The 20,553-nt window shown below is 61.5% G+C and carries 17 protein-coding genes; 8 read left to right on the top strand and 9 right to left on the bottom strand.

Features of this window, described 5'->3' with window-relative positions:
• The first annotated feature begins 388 nt into the window (after positions 1–388).
• Complete coding sequence (locus tag Harman_RS11990; RefSeq protein WP_137684030.1) at positions 389–595, top strand: hypothetical protein; 207 nt, start codon at positions 389–391, stop codon at positions 593–595.
• A 36-nt stretch (positions 596–631) separates the two neighbouring features.
• Here the strand turns inward: Harman_RS11990 and Harman_RS11985 are convergent, their stop codons facing one another.
• A complete protein-coding gene (locus Harman_RS11985; RefSeq protein WP_235007199.1) occupies positions 632–1,795 on the bottom strand; it encodes an enolase C-terminal domain-like protein in 1,164 nt (387 codons plus the stop codon).
• 967 nt (positions 1,796–2,762) lie between these two features.
• On the opposite strand from Harman_RS11985, the gene Harman_RS11980 reads away from it, so the two are divergent.
• Positions 2,763–4,076 (top strand): DUF362 domain-containing protein, encoded by a 1,314-nt coding sequence (locus Harman_RS11980; RefSeq protein WP_137684056.1) that lies wholly within the window; start codon positions 2,763–2,765, stop codon positions 4,074–4,076.
• A 37-nt stretch (positions 4,077–4,113) separates the two neighbouring features.
• On the opposite strand, the gene Harman_RS11975 is transcribed toward Harman_RS11980, so the two are convergent.
• A complete protein-coding gene (locus Harman_RS11975) occupies positions 4,114–4,866 on the bottom strand; it encodes an SDR family oxidoreductase (RefSeq protein WP_137684028.1) in 753 nt (250 codons plus the stop codon).
• Positions 4,867–4,997: 131 nt separating this feature from the next.
• Here Harman_RS11975 and Harman_RS11970 point away from each other — a divergent pair, with 131 nt between their 5' ends.
• Positions 4,998–5,279 carry a hypothetical protein gene (locus Harman_RS11970; RefSeq protein ID WP_137684027.1) on the top strand — a complete coding sequence of 94 codons (282 nt, stop codon included), beginning with the start codon at positions 4,998–5,000 and terminating at the stop codon, positions 5,277–5,279.
• 1 nt (position 5,280) lies between these two features.
• Positions 5,281–6,333 (top strand): CPBP family intramembrane glutamic endopeptidase, encoded by a 1,053-nt coding sequence (locus tag Harman_RS11965; protein ID WP_137684026.1) that lies wholly within the window; start codon positions 5,281–5,283, stop codon positions 6,331–6,333.
• Between the two features lie 55 nt (positions 6,334–6,388).
• Here the strand turns inward: Harman_RS11965 and Harman_RS11960 are convergent, their stop codons facing one another.
• The 6 genes from Harman_RS11960 to Harman_RS11935 all read right to left on the bottom strand — a co-directional run bounded on the left by Harman_RS11960 (position 6,389) and on the right by Harman_RS11935 (position 13,398).
• Positions 6,389–7,465 (bottom strand): hypothetical protein, encoded by a 1,077-nt coding sequence (locus Harman_RS11960; RefSeq protein WP_137684025.1) that lies wholly within the window; start codon positions 7,463–7,465, stop codon positions 6,389–6,391.
• 3 nt (positions 7,466–7,468) lie between these two features.
• Positions 7,469–8,524: an isocitrate/isopropylmalate dehydrogenase family protein gene (locus Harman_RS11955; protein WP_137684024.1), complete on the bottom strand. Its 1,056-nt coding sequence runs from the start codon at positions 8,522–8,524 to the stop codon at positions 7,469–7,471.
• A 51-nt stretch (positions 8,525–8,575) separates the two neighbouring features.
• Positions 8,576–9,742, bottom strand: coding sequence for an ABC transporter ATP-binding protein (locus Harman_RS11950; protein WP_137684023.1), 1,167 nt, complete (start codon positions 9,740–9,742; stop codon positions 8,576–8,578).
• 87 nt (positions 9,743–9,829) lie between these two features.
• Positions 9,830–10,672 (bottom strand): carbohydrate ABC transporter permease, encoded by an 843-nt coding sequence (locus Harman_RS11945; protein WP_137684022.1) that lies wholly within the window; start codon positions 10,670–10,672, stop codon positions 9,830–9,832.
• Positions 10,673–10,681: 9 nt separating this feature from the next.
• Positions 10,682–11,629: a carbohydrate ABC transporter permease gene (locus Harman_RS11940; protein ID WP_200830884.1), complete on the bottom strand. Its 948-nt coding sequence runs from the start codon at positions 11,627–11,629 to the stop codon at positions 10,682–10,684.
• Between the two features lie 185 nt (positions 11,630–11,814).
• Complete coding sequence (locus Harman_RS11935) at positions 11,815–13,398, bottom strand: ABC transporter substrate-binding protein (RefSeq protein WP_137684021.1); 1,584 nt, start codon at positions 13,396–13,398, stop codon at positions 11,815–11,817.
• Positions 13,399–13,520: 122 nt separating this feature from the next.
• Here Harman_RS11935 and Harman_RS11930 point away from each other — a divergent pair, with 122 nt between their 5' ends.
• Positions 13,521–15,104, top strand: coding sequence for a TCP-1/cpn60 chaperonin family protein (locus Harman_RS11930; RefSeq protein WP_137684020.1), 1,584 nt, complete (start codon positions 13,521–13,523; stop codon positions 15,102–15,104).
• A gap of 20 nt (positions 15,105–15,124) precedes the next feature.
• On the opposite strand, the gene Harman_RS11925 is transcribed toward Harman_RS11930, so the two are convergent.
• Complete coding sequence (locus tag Harman_RS11925) at positions 15,125–16,789, bottom strand: TCP-1/cpn60 chaperonin family protein (RefSeq protein ID WP_160140687.1); 1,665 nt, start codon at positions 16,787–16,789, stop codon at positions 15,125–15,127.
• Between the two features lie 129 nt (positions 16,790–16,918).
• On the opposite strand from Harman_RS11925, the gene fba reads away from it, so the two are divergent.
• Genes fba through Harman_RS11910 form a run of 3 tightly spaced genes read left to right on the top strand, consistent with a single transcriptional unit; the run spans position 16,919 to position 20,521 of the window.
• Entirely contained in the window at positions 16,919–17,932 is a 1,014-nt protein-coding gene (gene fba, locus Harman_RS11920; RefSeq protein ID WP_137684018.1) for a class II fructose-bisphosphate aldolase, read from the top strand.
• A complete protein-coding gene (locus tag Harman_RS11915) occupies positions 17,929–19,482 on the top strand; it encodes an FGGY-family carbohydrate kinase (RefSeq protein ID WP_137684017.1) in 1,554 nt (517 codons plus the stop codon). The genes fba and Harman_RS11915 overlap by 4 nt, the downstream gene beginning before the upstream one ends.
• On the top strand, positions 19,475–20,521 hold the full coding sequence (locus Harman_RS11910) for an NAD(P)-dependent oxidoreductase (protein ID WP_235007197.1): 1,047 nt from the start codon (positions 19,475–19,477) through the stop codon (positions 20,519–20,521). Before Harman_RS11915 ends, Harman_RS11910 begins: the two co-directional genes overlap by 8 nt.
• The last annotated feature ends 32 nt before the right edge of the window (positions 20,522–20,553 follow it).

The raw sequence follows: 20,553 nt of genomic DNA, 5'->3' as shown, positions 1-20,553 counted from the left end.
ATAGAGTTTAAATTTGACAGGATAGCCAGATCGATCTGACTACCAAACTTCATCACTTGCTTGGGTCGCCGCTCACGCTGAATAAATCCAAATCTCTCCAGGCGCATGTGTCGTAGTGTTCCGCTCTACCGAAAATACGTGTTAACAAGCCGAGCTCTCTCGATACCTGTGAGTATAACAAAGATGCATCTGTTATTACTCTGCAATTTGGAGTTCTTTGCTGACGACGCCACGCCCATATCTTCGGGACACGGTTGTACTCAATAGATTCATAAGCACGGGGTCGGCTCAGTATGCACACGTAAACCCGACTCAAATGGGTCCAGAGCGCTAAGAGAGTCGGCTGGACTTCGTCGCTTGATTCCGAAATGAAAGGCGGGGTGGATTAATGACTTCACAATCTGCGACGAGTATACGATTCACTGACCGTCGCGATGTGTACAGCGGCACAGCGTGCAAGGCCGATTCTATCAGCTACGTCAAGATCAAAAACGGAACCGAGATTCAGCAGGCGCTCAAAATCGGTGCCATCCGTGTCGAGATACTGCAGGTCGAAACAGCCATCCGGTACATCACGGTCGTATATTATATTTGAGGGGTCTGCCAGTCTGTCAATTAGGTGTTTGAGGTTCTAATCGTAGGTCCGCCGGCCGAGGGCATTATTTTCGATGTACTCCCAGTCATAATCGACCCCCAGCCCCGGATCGTCGGGGACAGGGACAGTGCCATCAGCAGCAATAGCGTCCACATCGTCGGAGTAACCGCCCTCGTACACCGGCGGCGTCGTGTTCGGCGCGTCGGGATGGACCAGCGCGAGTTCGTAGTAGTTGGTATTCCGTGTTGCGGCGATACAGTGACGTTGGGCAGGCCCCGGCGCGTGAAACTCCACATCCAGTCCTAGTCCTTCAGCCGCGGCAGCAATCTTCATCGCGCCGGTGATTCCGGCATCGTACTCCGGGTCCGCACGCAGGAAATCCGTTGCTTCCGTGGCCGCGAAGTCAATGTGTGGTTCGAGTCCGCGCACGTGTTCGGTCTGGAGCAGCGGCGTCGATAGCGTCTGTCGGAGTTTACGGTGTGCGTGTTGAGAGATACCCCCGTCCCGGTAGGGGTCCTCGTACCAGTAGTAGCCGTGGTCGTCGCAAGCCCGGCCCACCTGCACGGCCTCGGCGAACGTTGTGAGGTCACAGGCCGGGTCAACCATCAGTTCCATCCGGTCTCCCACACGCTCACCGACTGTCCTGACGGTCTTTTCCAGCAGGTCTGTGTCACGCCAGTCGCCGTCCCAGCCGTGGACTTTGTACCCCGTATAGCCGCGGTCCAGACATTCCTCGGCGAAGTCGGCGTACGCTGCCGGTGAGTCCAATCCACCGCTGTGGTCGCCCTGGTAGGTGGAAGCGTAGGCGGGGAGTCGCGTGCGGTAGGTACCAAGCAGTTCGTGAATCGGGGCGTCGTACTTCTTGCCGGCGTAGTCCCACAGGGCGATGTCAAGGGGGCCAATCCCCATCCGGTCGTACTTTCGGAGTGCGCGCTTCATTTCGCTCCAGTGACGCTCCCGCTCAAGTGGGTTCTTGCCGACGAGGTACTCCGCAATCATATTGATCTGGGCGGCACCTGGAGAGTTGCTTCCGATGTACTCGCCGACGAGGCCGTCCGAACAGGTCACCCGCACCGCGAACAGGTGTCGCTCCATCGTCAATCCGGGGTCATAGACGATGTCAAATCCTCCTGGGGGCGTCCCCACGTCCGGGAGCGGATAGGCGAACTCCACTGTCTCGATGTGGTCGATAGTGGCCACGTTTACACCCCAAGCGCCCGGTCGACGGGCGTGGCAATTTCGGCAGTGGACTCGATATCCACGGAAATCTTGATGACAGCTGTCTCGCCCCAGAAGTCGTACTTCGTGTGTCCGACCATACCACAGCCCAATACCCATCACAGTGAAATGAAACCATCGGTAAAACCGTCTGTTTCCCGTAGTTTCGGATAGTCTGCTATGGCACCAGAGATAACTGGGAGCGTCCACATGTACGACTGACATGACCTACCGAGCCGGAATCCAACCGCCGCGGACTCGGAAAATTATCTGATTTTTGATAGGAATGCTGACGGTTTCGATACCGTTGTATTGAGCCCTAGAGCGACAATGACAGATCATGCATTCGAACAATTCCTAACAGAGAGCGTTACATAGATATAAACTGTCATTATTGGTGAGAATCTGTGACGTACTTTTCAAACCGGGAGAAAAACGACCACCGATCAGGGGTCTAAACGATGTGTGATTTGAGAGCTTACTCCTGTTGTATTCAGCAATTGTCGACAATTAGGTATCGATCCCTCTCGACGTACGGTTTTTCAAGATATTTTTGGGTAGTGCCGGAACAACAATCTCGGCATTTTCAGATGAGTGTCATACAATTGCTTCAAATTAATCATACTATTAGATTGTGAACTTTTCCCTCCTATAAGACTATATATCATTATATAGGTATCTAACTCAGGGGACTCGACATCATCGAGTCGTATGACTTACCCACGATATTCGGCCGGCAACCCCAAGACGAACTGATAGGAACGCTGCAAGTCATCCTGGAGCCACACTCGTCACTCGACAGCGAGCATGTCGAAAGCTATCCGACGGGTCTGAAGATGGGAACAATCGAGTGGATTCCGAGAAACCGCCAATCGGACGTTTATCCGGTCTCTCTGGTTTAACAGACAAGGCTTAGTGCCTCTTGGGCCTCAGTAAACATATGTCGAAGATTCCACTCAGCGTTCCGGATCCGGAACGACTCGCGGCAGCCAACGACGCAGTCCGGGAGGACCTGCCCCGATTCGCGCCTGCGGCAGTCGAGTGGGAGACTGAGAGCATCGCAGACGTGACAGCCGCGGGACGAGCGGCCGTCGACGACCTCCCAGCGCTTGACTCACTCCAACGTGGTGCGGAGATCGCTATAACAGCCGGGAGCCGCGGTATTCATGACTTTCCACCGATGATATCTGGCGTTATCGAAGCGTTACAGGACAGTGGATACGAGCCGTTTGTGTTCCCCTCCATGGGGAGCCACGGCGGTGCGACCGCCGACGGGCAACAAGCGGTCCTCGCCGACCTTGGGATGACGCCGGACTCGCTGGGGTGTCCCGTTCGCTCGTCGATGGCGACCGTGGAAGTCGGCCAGGATGAGGAACGGACAGTCTACGTTGACGCCCATGCCGCCAACGCCGATGCCATCCTCATTGCCAACCGAGTCAAACCCCACACGGACTTCACCGATACGATTGAGTCCGGACTCTGCAAGATGGCAGTCATTGGAATGGGCAAACACAACGGGGCGGAGATGATGCACAATGCGGGGTTGCGAGGCGATATGGGCAAGGAAATCCGCGAGCGGGCAACGATCCTGTTCGACGAACTCCCGATCGTCGGCGGAATCGCACTTGTCGAGAACGCACACGACCGAGCAACACATGTCGAGGGAATCCCGACAGAGCGGATACTCGAACGGGAATCGGAACTGCTGGAACGCGCCTACCAGGAACTTCCGATGCTCCCGGTCGAGGACTTGGACCTGCTCATCGTTGACGAGATGGGGAAGGAAGTGAGCGGAACTGGGCTGGATACGAATGTCATCGGACGGACGTACTTCGAGGGGGAACGGGAGCCAGACCGACCGAAATATACACGTATCTACGTCCGCTCGCTGACGCCGCCGTCCCACGGCAACGGACTCGGTATCGGTCTCGCTGACATGGTCCATTCGGACCTCGTGGGCGACCTTGATCTCGGTGACACCTACGTTAACATCGCCACGAGCGGAGAGACGAAACGGGCGAAGATTCCGCTGATCGTCCCGGACGACGAAAGTGCGTTACTACTGGCGCCGTCGATTACCGGGACACCCGACCCCGGAGAACTGCGGATTGCACGGATCCCGAATACGATGGAGCCCGGCCGATTGTTCGTCTCAGAGCCAGTCGCCGACGAGCTCGAAGATCACGAGTCCGTCACCGTTGGCGAACTCCGGGAACTCGAACTTGACGACGGCACGTTGCCTTCCGATCCGTACGGGACCTAAGGCGAACCTGGCGACCTGCGTGTCGTATTACCCTACCTTAGAAGTGTGTGAACTTGTCCCGTCGATAGATGTCGATGCTGTTGATGTGCGTCGGCGGGTTCTGCGCGACGGCAAAGGCGATAGCGTCCGCGACCTCCGACGGCTCGGTCACCTCGCCTTCTTCGAAGCGTTCGTTCATCGGGTTGTCGTCCTCTGATCCGAAATCGGTCCGGACCTCGGTGGGATTGATCTGTGTGACACCGATCCCGTCCCCGCCGACCGAACCTTGGAGGCTCAGTGCGAACCCGCGGATCCACCACTTGGTGGCCGCGTATACGGGGTTCTTTGGCCGCGGATACTGGCCGGAGAAACTCGATACGAACACGAGCGAACCGTCCCCCTCGCGGAGGTGTGGCAGGGCGGCCCGGGCGGTGTAGAAGGCCCCGTCAACGTTTACGTCCATCATCAGCCGGTAGGACTCGTCAGAGATTTCCTCGACGGATTCGTCGATACCCAGCCCGGCGTTGGCGACGACGATGTCTAACGATCCAAATGTCTCGACAGTCGCCTCGACGGCTGCCGCTACCTGGTCGGGGTCCGTGACATCTGTCCGGACAACACGCGTCTCGGCGTCCGTCGTTGCCGATACGTCCGATGCGATTGATTCTAGTTCGTCTTCGCTTCGAGCGGCGAGGACGACATCAGCCCCGTCTTCGGCAAGTCGCTTGACCGTCGCAGCACCGATACCTGAACTCGCACCCGTAACCAACGCCGTCTGTCCGGCTAACGGACTCGTACTATCGCGTGGCATACACGTGTCCACTCGGCCGAACGGGAAATATACCTTTTGTCGCGCTCGGTCGGCGTCGTATTCGGAGACGCCCCGCCTCCGTACGTCCCATCGACGGTATATTTATTGGCGACAATCGCAACTGTTAGAGTATGACACATGGACCAGATGCAGTCCACGAGCTCATTACCGAAGCTGGCTGGTCCTATCCAGTGACCTCGCGTCGATTAGAGGAACGGCAGCCGATGGCGAATATCGTCATCGACGAAGACGGAAACTCCATGATGCTCTCCGAGTTGTTGCACAGGGCCGATGTACAGCGATTCGAGAGTCACGAAGACTTACGGGATAAACTCGGGCCAGTCTGCGAGGCCGAGAGCAAGGCACGGCGGACGGGGATCGTCGGGAAGCTGAAAAAGACGTTCCTGGGCTGAAATGAACAAGCTACGCGCTCTTTCTTGGGGTGGTGGCGGCATAGTCGTCCTGCTTGCCCTTTGGGCAGCGGTCCACTATGACGGCCCAGTGCTTCAATTCGCTCCTGCGGTCCTCGTTGGCGTCGTGGCGGCAGGCCTCCCGTTCGGTCTCGCGTATTCCAAGAGTGCTATCGAATCGCTCCGACTCAGATTCGCGGACACTGACAAGGGATTCAGTTCCGAACAGGGGTCCGTCTATGTCTCCACGTCGGCCGTCGACGACTCCATCGACTTCCTGGAAGCGGTGCATTCGGCGCTTCGGTCCGACGAGGAATACGATTCAGTGGAGCGGGACTCCTTCGAGGAGGGGCCGGGCTTGACGGTTCTCCATGGCGGCTTCCACAACTCGTTTGTCCGCGTTACGGCGGCCGGCCGCGTCGTCGTCACCGGGGCGTCCGAGCGCACGAAGCTCCTCGCAAATACTGTGAGCGACGCGTACTCACTGTCCTTCGAGCGGACGCGGAACAACCCGTTTGACGGAATGGAACCCGTTCGCGGGGCGCCACGCGTGTTCCTCGGCATACTCGTCTTTTCCATGCTCCTTTTCGGGACACACGCGGTGACCACGACAGCGTACCCCACCGATACGTACAACCCAGCCGAGAGAGCCGTCATAGTCGGATTCGACGCCAGCGGGAGCCTCGATCCCCGCGTCTCCGAGACGGATGTGAAGCTATCGAAGGCAGCGTTCCTCGTCGAAGTCGTGAACGAGTCCGCGACCGAGGTTCGGTGGCGCGGCAACGACACCGAACGGATCGCGGCGCACGGTGAGAATGCACTGGCGGCGTCCGATGACGCCCGGTCGCTGCTCGCCTCGGTCGAAGACGAGTCGCTCACGCCGGCCCAGGCCGAGCGGGCCGAGCGAATCCGAGTCCAGCTCGCGGCGGCCGAACGCAACGTGGCGACCGCCCTGGAGGAACGGGCCAACAACGAGGCACTCGAGAACACGGACCCGCTAACCCGTCTCAGCGACCAGTTACGGGCCTCCGCGAACCGTACCAATTCTGGCACCTAGCCGACTCCCCCGGTTACTCGCTACTGACAACCTCTCCAAAACCTCCAGAATCGAGCTACGTGCTCGGCACGGTAAGCGCATCGACGCAATCCGAACCCAGCTTCCCCCGCTCGGGATGGATGACCTCGGAGAGGAGCGAGTTCGTGTCGACGTTGGCGTTCGTCGAGTCGGACGGAGAATCAGGGAAAACGACTGCGAACGTGTACCGCCCCCAGACCAGGGCAGTCGGATAGTTGTTCGCCAGGGCATCCCCTGCTTTCACAGCTGACTGGCGGTCCGACCACTGGTCGATGACGAGCGTTATTGTCGTTCCTCGCGGGCTTCGGTAGGTAGATTCGTGCCGAACGTCGGGCCTCCAGGGAATTGTCAGCTCGTCCGGTCCCTGAAACCTACTGGCGTTGAGTTGCCGAACGTCTTCCCAGCCCTCGAGTCCCACACTGAGTGCTGCATCGACCGGGACGGGCCGCAACGAGGCCGGGTGAGCGTCGGTCGGTGCACGCGGACAGGCCACAGACGCCGGCGTTGCAGTACCGGTGTCCGTCGACGCCTCGAACAGGGACTGACTCACCGATACCGGTGTCACTGTCGGCTCGGCGTCCCTGTCTGGGGTGTGCGAGCGGTCGAAGCTGGCTGTCGCGACCAGTGCAACGCTGGCAACCATGAGTATGACGACGAGAGCCACGCTGCCAGCTCTTGTAGGGAACGATGGCAGGGCCGGTATCAGGGCTGTGATGCGGTGGAGCACAGAGCGGCTCTCGACAAAGGCTCTAGATTCGAAGTGGTCGGCCAGGAGTTTGCGGCGCTGGTCGCGGTTGATGGCGTACAGCGCCATCCCGTGTAGCTCTCGTGCGTCGACGACACGGGCGTCGTCCGGCACCCGTTCGATGTCTGTCGTCGTTCCGACCACGACTCTATCGGCGTCGATTCGGGTCGTCGGGGACCCCTCCGTGACACGAACATCGAGCGTTTCGCCGGGGGTCCCCTGAGACGCCTGCAACGATAGCCTCCCGCAATCGACCGTTTCGACGGTCCAGCCGCGTGCCTCGTACAGGTCCGCGACAAACCGGGTCAGTTTCCTCTGGTCGAACCGCCTGACTCGCTGGACGAACTCCTCACGAGTCGGGAGTTGCACGGGTTATAGGCGGGCGCGGAGGTCCATAACTACATCGTCAGTACTGGCGTCGCCGCCGATATCCGGCGTTCGAGGGGCCGAGGCGTCGGCCAACTGTTCATCGACAACCTCGCGGAGGCGGTCGCCTGCGGCAACTTCGCCGAGATCATCGAACAGCATGGCTCCCGAGAGTACCGTCGCAAGCGGGTTGGCAATACCCTGCCCCTGGATGTCCGGGGCGCTGCCGTGAACCGGTTCGAACATCGACGGGGCGTCCCCCTCGACACAGAGGTTCGCCGACGGTGCCAGTCCCATGCTGCCCGAGATGATAGCGCCGAGGTCGGTGAGGATGTCGCCGAAGAGGTTCGAGGCGACGACCACGTCGAACGCCTCTGGTCGCCGTACAAAGTCCATCGCGGCGGCGTCAACGAGCAAGCGCTCGACAGTCACTTCCGGATATTCCTGTCCGACCTCTTCGACGACTTCGTCCCAGAAAACCATCCCGTAGGCCTGCGCGTTCGATTTCGTCACGTTCGTCAGTTTCCCGTCCCGCTCGGCGGCCGCCTCGAACGCCTCGCGTACGACCGTCTCGGTTCCTTTGCGGGTGAACACCGCGCTCTGGACCGCCACCTCGTGTTCGAACCCGCGGTGTTCGCGTCCCCCCACGTCGGCGTACTCGCCCTCGGTGTTTTCCCGGTAGACGACGAAGTCGATGTCGCCACCCTCGTATCCACGGAGCGGACTCTGGACACCCTCCCGAAGCACAGTGGGTCGCTTGCATATCTGCTGATTGAGTTCTTTGCGGATAGGTAACATCAGTCCGCGGAGCGTCACGTGGTCGGGGATATCAGGATGGCCGACCGCGCCCAACAGTATCGCGTCGAACTTGCGGAGCTGGTCGACGCCGTCGTCCGGCATCATCGACCCCTCCTGAAGATACCGATTGCTCCCCCAATCGAACTCCGTGTAGTCAATCTCGAAGCCTGCACGTTCCGCCGTGTCGTCAAGTAGCGGTTTAACCGCGGCTACGACTTCGGTGCCGATTCCATCACCTGGTATCAGGGCAACAGTGTATATCATGAGTCGTAATCGTAAGTCGACGGACGCTGTGCAGGTCTGGGTTCGCGCCGGTCAGTCCGCCGTTGAATCGGACTTTTCGACCTGTGGTGTGACGCTCGAGTCGGAATACCCGTGGACAAGTGCCTCCTCAGTATGGCTGTCGAAGAGGTGGATGTCGTCCTCATCGAACGTGACGCTGACGACATCACCCTCTGCCGGTTCCACCTCGGATTCCGTCCGGACACGGAACTCCTTGCCGGCCAGGTCGAGATAGATGAAGTTGTCCGAACCGACGATTTCGACCACGTCGACGGTGAGCTCGACGGTCTTTTCGGGTGGTGCCTGCGGGTCGATGCGGACATCTTCCGGACGAATGCCGAATATCAGGTCCGATGTCGAGGCGTCGATCGGCTCAAGCAGCCGACTGCTGACATCGTAACTGAAGTCCTCGCTCGTGATCGTGCCGGACCCGTCGGGATTCCGTTCCAGTTCGACATCGAGGAAGTTCATCGACGGCGACCCGATGAAGTCCGCGACGAAGTAGTTCGTCGGCTCGTGGTACACTTCCTTCGGTGGCCCGATCTGTTGCAGCTTCCCGCTGTTGAGGATGACGATGCGGTCGGCCATTGTCATCGCTTCCTCCTGGTCGTGGGTGACGTACACCGTCGTGATGCCAACCTCGGAGTGGATCCGCGAGATTTCGGTCCGCATGTGCTTGCGAAGTTTCGCGTCCAGGTTCGACAGGGGTTCATCGAACAGGAACAGCGAGGGCTCGCGGACGATTGCGCGGCCAGTAGCGACACGCTGCTGTTGCCCACCGGACAGTGAGGAGGGCTTTTTATCCAGCAAGTCCGCGATCCCCATCATATCGGCGGCCTCCTGAACGCGTCTGTCGATCTCTTCGTCGTCGAGATCCGTACTGAGATGGAGGCCGTACCCCATGTTCTGGTGGACCGTTTTGTGCGGGTACAGGGCGTAGGACTGAAACACCATCGCGATGTCTCTGTCCTTCGGCGATTTCTCGTTGATCCGCTCGCCACCGAGTCGTATCTCGCCGTCCGTGACCGTCTCCAGCCCGGCGATCATGCGGAGCGTCGTCGATTTCCCACAGCCCGAGGGGCCGACGACGACGATGAACTCGCCGTCGTCAATGTCGAGATCGAGCTCTTCGACCGCGACAATCGTCTCTGCTTTCGTGTCGAACACCTTTGTTACCTCGTCGAGTTCGAGTCGTGCCATATGGTATCACCTAATCTGATTTCGTAACCGCGCGGTTTATTTATTGGCTCTCGTTTCACCCTGCATCATCCAGAAGTCCTGCTCCAGTTACCCACCCGGTGACCCTCCCAGCCCAGCGCCGACGTACCGGCGCGAGAGGCCGTAGAAGACGACAGGCGGTGCGACCAGCAGGACGAGCGACGCCATCAACACGTTCCACTCCCGGAGCACGTCGCTCCCGAGGATGTAGTAGATGGCGACGGTGGCGGTCCTGGTTGCCTCGTCCGTGGTCAGCACGAACACCCAGAGGAAGTTGTTCCACGCGGTGAGGAAGGCGAACAGGGCCGCCGCCGCGACCGCCGGCAGGCTCAGGGGCAAGACGATCCTGAGGAACGCCGTGAGTTCGTTGTGGCCGTCGATGAGGGCGGCTTCCTCGATGTTCTCGGGTATCCCCTGTCTGAAGAACCCCTGGAGCAGCCAGATATTCTGTGGCAGGACGAAGATGGACAGCGCGATGATGATGCCCGGGAGCGTGTTGACCAGCCTGAGGAAGTAGAACACCTCGTACACCGGGATGGTCAGGACGATCCACGGGAACATGATCGTGAACACGGCAGTGTAGAACAGGGCCTGCCGTCCCGGGAAATCCAGTCGAGCGAACGCGTAGGCTCCGGGAATTGCGAAGAACAGCGAGATGATCGTCGCAGCGACCGAGACGATGATGCTGTTCCGGAAGTACGTCGCGAACGCGAACCGATTCCAGATCTGCGTGTACGCGTCAAGCGTGAGTTCGCCTATCGCGGGAATGAACCCGGTATCCTGGCTGATCGCTGCGAGATTGGTCAGGATCGATGTCCGAATCACCCAGTAATACGGGACGATGGCGAACAGTGCGAACGCGATGATGCCGGCGTACAGGAGTACACGTGAGCGTTTGTTTTCATTGATCATACTGTATCACTACACGTAGAGGTTCTCTTCTTCGTCGATTGCTTTCACGTAGATGACCGCCGCGGTCATCGACAGCAGGACCATCGCCATGCCGATGGTGTATGCCCTGGCGAAGTTGTTGTTGACGAACGCGACGCGGTAGGTCAGGATGCTGAGTATCATCGTCCTCGTCCCGGGACCACCGCCAGTCAGTGCGAACGGCTGTGAGAACTCGGCGATGTTCCACGCCGTCCGCAGTGAGAGAATGACGATTGTCGGGATCAGGAGCCGCGGAACCGTCACGTCCCGGAACCGCTGGAGCCGGTTCGCGCCGGACTGTGCGGCGGCCTCGTACTGTTCTTTCGGGATACTCGCAATGGCGGCCGCGTAGATAATCGCCGAGTAGGCGTAGTCGTGCCAGGTCTGGGCGACGATAAGCGAGATGAACGGCCACATCCCCGTCGCGAGGAACGACGGCGGGTCGACCCCGACGATGCCAAATGCTTTCACCACGAAGCCGAAGTCGTTGTCCAGGAACCACATCCAGACAACACCACCGGCGAGTGGGGCGGAGAAGTACGGCGACATGATCAGGGCCCCAATCCAGTCCTTGGCGACGTCACGTAGTTCGTTCAACAGTAACGCAGCGAGCAACCCAAGCCCCAGTTGCAGGAATGTCGTTCCCACGACGAACCCGATTGTCAGGATGAACGCGTAGACGAACAGGTCGTTCGTCACTACCCAGATATAGTTTTCGAGCCCGACGAACTGGCCGGGTTCACCCAGTCGTGTGTCTGTGAACGTCATCGTTACGCCCCGGAGTATCGGATAGTAAAACAGGCCGGTGAACGCGATGAACGTCGGTATGATGAACACGTATCCAGCCCAATTCTCCCGAAGTCGATCCATGAACGTCTCCTCGTCGAGACCATACCGTTCACGGATCTCTTCCCGGGAGCGCGCCTGCTCCTGTGCCATGATAATGTGAACCAATGCCGATAGAATAAAGCTTTGCCCATCGGAACCCCGTCAGACACTGAAGGGACGGCGCCATCACTGGTCAACGGAATGGCAGTCAATAGAGCGACCGGGGTCGGCAAAAAATAAACCGCGTTGCGATCGATCCGGCCGGTAGCAGTCGACTCGACCGGAGTTAGCCGTCGTTAATTGTTCTCTTCTTCGAGTCGAGTGAGCACGCGATCGCGGACAATTCCGGGCGTCTCCTCGGCGCTGTGTTGGCCGGCGATGGCCTGGCTGATCGTCTCGTTGATGTCGGTCCAGCGGATGGGATCGGTCGGCCACACGTCCCAGGGGCCGCCCGTGTTGCTGTACTGATCACCATACTCGGACTGGTTTTCGATCGACTGCTGGAAGTTCTGCGGGAGGTCGTACTCCTCGAGCATTGGGTCGAGCATCGACTGCATGCCCGGAACGGCCTCGTAGTGCTCGCCCCACGCGGGGAGGACGAAGTCCTCGTCTTCCCACAGGTACTCCGTGAGCGCCCAGGCGCCTTCCTGTTGCTGGTCCCCGGCGTCCCGGAAGATGGTGTGGGCCTGTTCGAGCCCCCACACGTGACCACCGTGTTGACCTGAATGGCCACTGAGGTCGTCGATACCGATAGCCTCGCCGAATTCCTCGTCGAGCTGGGGGTTGGGTAACAGCATAAAGTCGCCCTCGCCGTCGTTCCAGCCGATCTGGGCCTCTTCGCTGACGGAGTACCAGCGATTGGCCGTCGGTAGTGCGTAGGTGAACGAGGCGACCCGGCCGCTGAGCATCAGCGACGGGATGTCCTCGTCGCCACGCGTTGCGGCCTCGTCGCTGCTGAACTCATCTGCAAGGTTGACACAGGCCTTGATCATCCCGTCGGTCTTCTGACGGTCTTCCTCCATGTCCTCGTTGGCGATGACGACATCTGGGTCAGTCCCCTCACCGCGGATCCACGGGTCTGTCCCGTCCTCGTACGCCGTCCGAGCGTAGCCCCAGTACGACTCAAGATCACCCGGGACGCCGGTTTCCTCGTAGGCGATGATGTCCTGTTCCTCGTCGATCGTCTGCAGGACATCGTAGAACTGGCTCCACGTCTTCAGTTCTTCCATCGGATTCTCGACGCCAGCCTGTGAGAATGTCTTGGGCCGGATCCCGAGGTTGCTGTTCGTGTGGCGAATAGATCCCACCGCCCAGTAGTCGTCACGGAACTCGGCGACCTGCTGGCCCGCGGGCGACAGGCCGTCGGGGAAGGAGTCACTTCCCTCCATGAAGGTTGCGTGGTCGACCAACTGGTCCTCCCGATAGAACTGCAGACCGAGACCACCGGACTCTCCGAGCGCAGGTGGGTTACCGTTCTGGACGCGGGACGACATCGCTTGCGAGATGTCACCATAGGATGCGGTCTGGAGGTCTACCTCGTACCCGTCGTTCTTCGAGGCGAAGTCCTCCATCGAGGAGTTGAAGTGGTCCTGGATATCACCGTTTTCGGCAGCGTTAGCCGAGAGGAACTCCACCGAGACGGTTTCGCTTCCGCCACCGTCGCCACCGCCATCGCCGCCATCGCCACCGTCACCGCCGTCGCCGCCATCACCGCCGTCGCCGCCGCCGTCACCGCCGTCACCGCTGCATCCAGCGAGGCCACCGAGAGCGCCGGCGCTCGCTGCACCTGTGAGCTTTACGAAGTCACGACGTGATGTACCGCTGTCATCAGCCGTCGACTGAGATGGTTCCGGTTCGTCATGCTTGTTACTATGTGACATGCCAGTCAGTTATCAGCAGGCTGAAGATATAAACCTGCCCCCTGATTTCAGATAGTTACGTCAGAATAAAATGGAATGGCGTGCGACAATTTATTTGTTTCCAAAACGCACCATGCCATACTGTGACTAACGATGAGCTCGTCGCCAACGTGCGTACCGTCGCCGACACCGTCCAGACAACACTCGGACCGTTCGGAGCGAACAAGCTCCTGGTACAGCAGGACGGAACGGTGACCGCGACCGCGTCCTCGACCGAGTTACTCGAACGATTCGACATCACTGATCCGGCCATGACGCTGCTCCAGACTGCGGCCTCTGGCTTCGGAGACCGATACGGTGACGGAACCGGGACTGTCGTTACGCTCGCTGGTGCGTTGCTCCATGAGGCGGACGGACTGGCCGAACAGGGGCTCCATCCGTCTGCAATAGAACAGGGGTACCGGGACGGACTCGACAGTGCCCTCGACGCTATCGAGCACACGGCGCACCCGCTCTCTTCGTTCGGAGCCGAAGCCGTCGCAAAGACTGCCCTCACGGGGACGCGTGACCCCCAGGTCCGCCAGTCCGTTGCCGCACAGGTCGCGAACGTCGTCGAGAACGTGGGAGCAGATGCGAGCGATAGCGTCCGCGTCGTCTCACGGTCCGGCGGAGCAATCGCGGAGACAGAGCTCCTCAACGGTGTGGTCCTTGAACGTGGCCCAATCCTCGAATCCATGCCCCGTTCCCTGGAACGCGACGGCATCGCGGTCCTCTCCTCCAGCGTTGATGTCCCACATGTGGGGAGCCAGCTCGGTGACGTCTCCCGTCGGGTCGTCTTCGAAGCCGACTCCTTCGAGGACAGAGAGGGGATCGCGGAGTACGAATCCGAGGCGTTCACCGAGCAACTCCGGGCCGCTATCGACGCCGGGTGTGGCGCGATAATCACGGAACGGGCGATAAACGAACGGGTCCAGACACAGTTGGCAGCCGAGGGAATACTCGGCATCCAGCGCGTCGATACTGACGAACTCCGGGCAATCGCCCGGACCACAGGTGCGACTGTCGTCCCGACGCTCGGTCAGGTCTCCGAGTCGGTACTGGGCAGAGGTGCTATCACAGTCCAGCGAAAGGCCGGCCGAGACATGACTGTCATCAAATCGGACGCGGGCGAACCGGCACACACCCTCTTCTGCCGGGCCCCCGACCCGCGGACAGTCACCGCGTTCGAACACTCGGTAGAGACGGCCATCGCCGCGACGGCAGCGGCCGTCCGGGACGGTCGCGTAATCCCAGGCGGCGGTGCCGTGGAGGCGACAGTGTCACAGGCAGTCAAAGCGGAGGCTCGATCACTGACGGGGCGTCAACAGCTCTCCGCCGAGGCGTTCGGAACGGCGCTCATGACAGTCCCGCGCGCACTCGCGAAGACGGCGGGGCTCGACGGTGGACGGACAGTCGTCCAGTTGCGTGTCGCCAGGTCCGAAGGACGAGATTCAGTCGGGGTAGACGCACTCGCCGGCACGACGGCGGACGTGCTGGGAGACGATCCCATCGTCGAACCGGTCAGGATCAAGAAAGCGATACTCACGGCCGCGACGGACCTCGCGACGCAGCTAATTCGCATTGATGACCGACTACAGGCAGTGGACCTCAGCGACGACGACGTGGAGCCGGAAGAAACGACGGCACAGGGTCAGGAAACGCCACCTGGCCAGGGACGAAACGCCTGATAGTGCCCCCGTAGGTTTTCCTAGTTACGTTCCGACCGCGGCGTGTAGCCCGGTAACGTTACATTCGGATACAGTACTGTATCAATCGTAAGCAACTGTTCAACGATGGCGGCCGCAGTCTCGATAGCCTGTGAGAACACCCGTCGAGGCTCGACGACGCCCGCGTCCCAGGCATCGACCGGGTCGCCCGTTTGCGGGTCAATCCCCGCCGCAGAGCGACCGTCGGCGGCGTGTGCCGTCCGCAGAGCCGCCACTGCGGCCACCGGGTCGTGGCCGGCGTTCCGGGCGAGCGTCGCAGGGATAGAGTCGAGTGCGTCGGCAAACGCCTCGACTGCGAGTTGCTCTCGTCCAGTCACCTCCGTCGCATGTTCGCGTATTTCGGTCGCGACAGCCGCGGCCGGTGCACCTGCTCCGGGCAAGAGCTGGCCGTCCATTAATGCGATAGCCGTGGTCTCAATCGCGTCTTCGAGCGCCTCCTCTCGCCGCCTCGCCTCCTCGGCCGTCGACGCGCTCGCGACGACCGTGAGGACCGGACCCGGACAGCCCTCGAAAGCAGTCCACACTTCTTCGCCCACCGTCCGCTGGCCCACCCGTTCGGCCCGCCCGAGACGCTCGTCCGTGAGTTCGCTTAGGTTAGAGACGACTGTGCCGTCGGTGGCCTCCGCGAGCCGATAGACGTCTTCCTTGGGGTAGGTCGCCTTGTCGACGACAGCGATTCCCGCCTCCTCAAATGGTCTGACGATTGATTCGTCAAGTTTCTCCAGGCAGACGAGGACATCAACGCCGCGGGCGACGAGGGTCTCAGCAGTCGATTCAATTCTGTCTGAGAGTTGGGCCCGGTACGTGTCTGCTGCTTCCGGAGAGGACAACGTCACGCCCTCGCCACCGTCGAGGACGCTGGCCGTCTCCTCGAAGTCGATCTCCCGGTCCAAGATCGCTATGGTCGCGTCATCGATGGATTCGTCGATTCCCCACCCGTTCGGTCCCGCGTCTGTGGGACGAGAGAGCACCAGCCCGTCGACGACTTCGCTCTCGGCCCCGGGCTGGGAGAGTATCTTCGCGTGGTCGGTGTTTATCCAGCCGTCGTCTCGTCCGGCGGAAAGCTGCGTGACCGTCGACGCCACCCGTCGGGAAAGATCCTGCCTGACCGCCGATTCGAGGTTCGTCGTCATCGTCGTCGCGGCGACATCCGCGAGCGTCTCCTGGTCGTCCGGCTCGACTGATCGGGCAAGGTCGTCGAGGACCGCCCCAGCGCGAGCCCGAGCGATGCCGTACCCAACGACCACGCTGCTCGGTGCGAGTCCCTGGTCGACGAGTTCGAACCCTTCGTCCAGGAATGCACCTGCCAGTAACACCGCGGTAGACGTGCCGTCGTGTAACCCGCTCTGCATGCCGTCAGCGCCGTCGACGAACAGAGCGGCAACGGGGTGAGCGAAGCCGTCCATACGCTCGATGGCGTCGAAGATTCGTCCGGCGTCTCCGACCCGGACCCGTTCTCTGCGGTTCTGCTTGTCCTCCGTCACGATGAGCTTCTCCATACCGGCCGGGCCGAATGTCGACTCGACGAGCGAAACGGTCGCGTCCACAGCGCCACGGACGTATTGACGCGCGTCCTCGTCAGTCATCGTCCATTTCCCTCGCTCGCCATCGTCGAGGCGCGCCTCGGCGTCTGAGTCCACGGCCATACAAGTTCCTTGCGAGGAGGACAGATTAATCCTTTGTGCGAAAAGCAACTGTTGTGACAGCCGACTGTCTCCCCCCGACCAACGAGCGAGCCGACAAACCTTATTGTCCCTTTGGGAGAAACGGCATTCATGCCGTATTATCGGGGCAACCAACTCAGTGAGGTGTATGAACGGGCGGCTCGGGACGGCTACGGTTTCGTCGCGAGCAATACGACGCATCCCGACATTATGCAGGGCCTACTCGATGGAGCGGTGGCAGCCGAATCCGACATCGTTCTCCAGATCAAACGTGACACTGCGGAGTATCTGGGTAACGGCGACGTTGCAGCCGGGCTCGAAATCATGCAGGCACACGTGCGTACGTTGAGCGAATCACTGGACGTGGGGGTCTTTCTCAACGTCGACCACGTCGCGGCCGACGACCAAGAACTGATCGACGCCGCCATCGAATCGGGCCACCCCTCCTCGATGATGATAGACGCCTCAGCGTACCCCTTCGAGGAGAACGTCGAACGGACGGCGGCGGTGGTCGACCGTATCGACGACCGCGATGAGGACCTGCTCGTCGAAGCGGAGCTCGGGACCATCGCCGGGACCGAAAGCGGTGAGACCACCGAGGAGGCGTTCTACACGGACCCGGCGGAGGCCGTCGAGTTCGTCGACCGGACCGGCTGTGACCTCCTCGCCGTCTCCATCGGGACCGAACACGGTGTCTCGGCCGGCGTCGACCTCGACCTCCGCGTCGACCTCGCTGCCGACATCCACACAGCCCTGCGCGAACACGGCTTCGAGGTCCCCCTCGTCGTGCACGGCTCCTCTGGCCTCACCCCCGAGCAAGTATCGGCGCTGATGGAAACAGGCGTCTGCAAGCTAAACACGAACACGCGCTACCAGTACGAGTACGCCCGCACGGCCTGTGAGTTCTACCACGACAACGCCGACGCCATCATCCCGCCGGAGGGGATCGCCGACGACCGCGCGACGTTCTTCGCCGACGCCGACTGGGCCCCCGACAAGAGCCGGTTCAACCCGCAGGTCGTCGGCCGCGCAGTCCGGGAGCGGATCGCGACTGTGCACGCCGAACTGGCCGAGACTGCCGGAAGCGCGGGGGAGAGCCTCTTTCCGCACGGAGCGTCTCGATGAGCGAGCTCATACTCGGAATCGACGCCGGACTGACGGCGACCAAGGCTGCGTTGTTCACCCCGGAGGGCGAAGAGGTCGCGGTCGGAAGCCGCGAGACCCCGACGGAACGACCCGCCCCGGACCACCGGGAAGTCCAGCTCTCGGACCTGTGGGAAGTCACTACCGAGGCGGTCCGCGAGGCGCTCGACCACGAGTCCGTCGACTCGAAAGACATCACAGCAGTCGGCGTCGCCGGCCACGGCCACGGTCTCTATCTGCTAGATGAGTCAGGGACCCAGGTCAGGCCTGGGATCAAATCGACCGACAGCCGCGCCGCCGGGCTCACCGAGGAGTGGGAGCGGGACGGCACCGCCGACCGGATGCGCGAACGTCTCGGATACGCTCCTTTCGCCGCGGACCCCCTGAGCCTGCTGGGGTGGCTCGCCCGCGAAGAACCCGCTTCGCTCGACCGGATCGAACACGCCCTGTTCTGCAAGGACTATCTCAAGTTCAATCTCACAGGCCGAGTCTGTACCGACGAGATGGAGGGGAGCGTGTTCTACGGTGTCGGCGACGACGAGTACGACCGCGGCGTGTTCGCGGCGCTCGACCTGGATGTTTCCCCAGATGTCTTGCCCGAAGTCGTTCCGAGCTGGAAAACGTGCGGGTCCGTGACCCGGGCTGCCGCGGAAGCGACGGGACTGAGCGAGGGAACCCCCGTCGCATCCGGACTCCACGATGTGGGAGCGACGGCGCTGGGGACGGGTGCCCACGCGGCCGGACAGGCTGTCCTCATCCTCGGCACGTGGGGCCAGAGCATCGTCGTGCTGGACGACCCCTGGCCGGAGGAGGGGAACAAGGTTTCCGACGAAGAACTGGGCCTAACGCGCCGCTACCTCGACGGCGGCTATATCCGCTACAAGGGACTCCGCTCGGCGGCCGCCTGCTTGGACTGGTTCGTCCGGGAGTTCGGTCACGACTGGCAGAGGCAGGCGAGCGACGAGGGCGTAAGCCCCTACGAGATATACGACCGCGTTGCAGCGGACGTGTCGGCGGGTGCATCCGGCCTGCTCTTTCATCCCTACCTGGACGGGTCGACCGACGAGCCGAACGACCGCGGCGGGTTCTACGGCCTGACCAGCGAGCACACGCGGGCCGACATGCTACGGTCCGTGTACGAGGGCGTCGCCATCGCCCAGAGCGCTGGCCTCGCGGACCTGACGCCGGATGTCCACGTCGACGACGTGCGACTGGGCGGCGGCGGGGCCCGGAGCGAGGTGTGGAGCGACGTGTTCGCCGCCGCAGTCGACACCACGCTGCTCGTTCCCGCCGGGGAAGAGACCGGCGCTCGCGGCGCAGCGATATGCGGTGCTATCGCGGCCGACGTTCACCCGGACCACGAGCATGCCGTCGACCGGATGGTCTCGGTGGCCCGGCACCACGAACCGGATCCGGACGCAGCGGCCCTCTACAGCGACCGGCGCGAAACCTTCGAGAGCGCACTGTCGGCGATACGACCGACCTGGAAACGTTTAATTGACCACCGCGAGAGGACGTACACGAATGACTGACGCGAGCAAACGCTGTCTCCTCTGTGGCGACCCACAGCAACCCAGTGCGGCGATGTACGAATCCGCCGGCTACCTCACAGAACACGGCGTGGAGTTCGAGCAGATGGAGTGGCAAGGCGATGTCTCGGCCGCCGAGTTCCGCGACGTGACGATGGACATGGAGTCCCGCGGCCCCGGTGACTACGATGCCAGCGCTATCGCGGAGAACCTGGACGGCATCGAGTTCCTGGTCGTCCACAAGGCCCCCGTCTCTCGGGCAGTGTTCGAACAGGGCGAGGACCTTGAGGTTGTCGCAGCAGCTCGGGGTGGCACCGAGAACGTCGACACGGCGGCCGCCGACGAACACGACGTAACCGTGCTCCACGCACCGGGCCGAAACGCCGACGCCGTCGCGGACTACGCTGTCTCGTTCGCACTCTCGGTCCACAGGCGAATACCACATTTCGTCGAGACGACGGGGCGCGGCGAGTGGGACCTGGAGTTCGACCCGCAGGGGCTTCCGCGCGACGTGACGAACCTCACCATTGGCGTCGTCGGATTCGGGAACGTCGGGCGGAAGGTCGCCCAGCGCTGGACCGGATTCGGCCCCGAGATTCTCGCCTACGACCCGTACGTCGACGAGGAGACCACGCGCGAACACGACGCGACGCCGGCAGACTTGGACGAAGTCCTCCAGAAGGCCGACGTGGTCAGTATCCACGCGCGCCTGACTGACGACACCCACCACATGCTCGACGCGGCGGCGTTCGAGCAGATGCGAGAGGACGCCCTGCTCGTCAACACGGCCCGAGGCGGCCTCGTCGATACGGACGCGCTGGTCGAGGCCCTCCAGTCGGAATCTATCGGCGGGGCCGCGCTCGATGTCTTCGAGGAGGAACCGATCCCCGAGGGACATCCGCTCCTCGACCTCGACAACGTGTGGCTCTCGCCCCACACCGCCGGCTCGACTCGCGACGCGGTGTACAACGGCGCCCGTATCGTCGCCGCGGACCTGGAGGCCATCATCGAGGGGCGCGAACCGACTCACCGCGTCGAGTAAGTGCAACCGGGTCGTCGGTCCGGATCAGTATG

Source organism: Haloarcula mannanilytica (assembly GCF_005406125.1).
Lineage (GTDB): Archaea > Halobacteriota > Halobacteria > Halobacteriales > Haloarculaceae > Haloarcula > Haloarcula mannanilytica.
This window is presented reverse-complemented; position numbering and strand designations above follow the sequence as displayed.

What these genes read in the sequence shown, in the direction of transcription:
- Harman_RS11970 (WP_137684027.1), top strand. Translation starts at nt 4,998, where the DNA reads ATGACACATGGACCAGATGCAGTCCACGAGCTCATTACCGAAGCTGGC.
- Harman_RS11990 (WP_137684030.1), top strand. Translation starts at nt 389, where the DNA reads ATGACTTCACAATCTGCGACGAGTATACGATTCACTGACCGTCGCGAT.
- Harman_RS11955 (WP_137684024.1), bottom strand. Translation starts at nt 8,524, where the DNA reads ATGATATACACTGTTGCCCTGATACCAGGTGATGGAATCGGCACCGAA.
- Harman_RS11950 (WP_137684023.1), bottom strand. Translation starts at nt 9,742, where the DNA reads ATGGCACGACTCGAACTCGACGAGGTAACAAAGGTGTTCGACACGAAA.
- Harman_RS11945 (WP_137684022.1), bottom strand. Translation starts at nt 10,672, where the DNA reads ATGATCAATGAAAACAAACGCTCACGTGTACTCCTGTACGCCGGCATC.
- Harman_RS11940 (WP_200830884.1), bottom strand. Translation starts at nt 11,629, where the DNA reads ATGGCACAGGAGCAGGCGCGCTCCCGGGAAGAGATCCGTGAACGGTAT.
- Harman_RS11915 (WP_137684017.1), top strand. Translation starts at nt 17,929, where the DNA reads ATGAGCGAGCTCATACTCGGAATCGACGCCGGACTGACGGCGACCAAG.
- Harman_RS11925 (WP_160140687.1), bottom strand. Translation starts at nt 16,789, where the DNA reads ATGGCCGTGGACTCAGACGCCGAGGCGCGCCTCGACGATGGCGAGCGA.
- Harman_RS11965 (WP_137684026.1), top strand. Translation starts at nt 5,281, where the DNA reads ATGAACAAGCTACGCGCTCTTTCTTGGGGTGGTGGCGGCATAGTCGTC.
- fba (WP_137684018.1), top strand. Translation starts at nt 16,919, where the DNA reads ATGCCGTATTATCGGGGCAACCAACTCAGTGAGGTGTATGAACGGGCG.
- Harman_RS11910 (WP_235007197.1), top strand. Translation starts at nt 19,475, where the DNA reads ATGACTGACGCGAGCAAACGCTGTCTCCTCTGTGGCGACCCACAGCAA.
- Harman_RS11935 (WP_137684021.1), bottom strand. Translation starts at nt 13,398, where the DNA reads ATGTCACATAGTAACAAGCATGACGAACCGGAACCATCTCAGTCGACG.
- Harman_RS11975 (WP_137684028.1), bottom strand. Translation starts at nt 4,866, where the DNA reads ATGCCACGCGATAGTACGAGTCCGTTAGCCGGACAGACGGCGTTGGTT.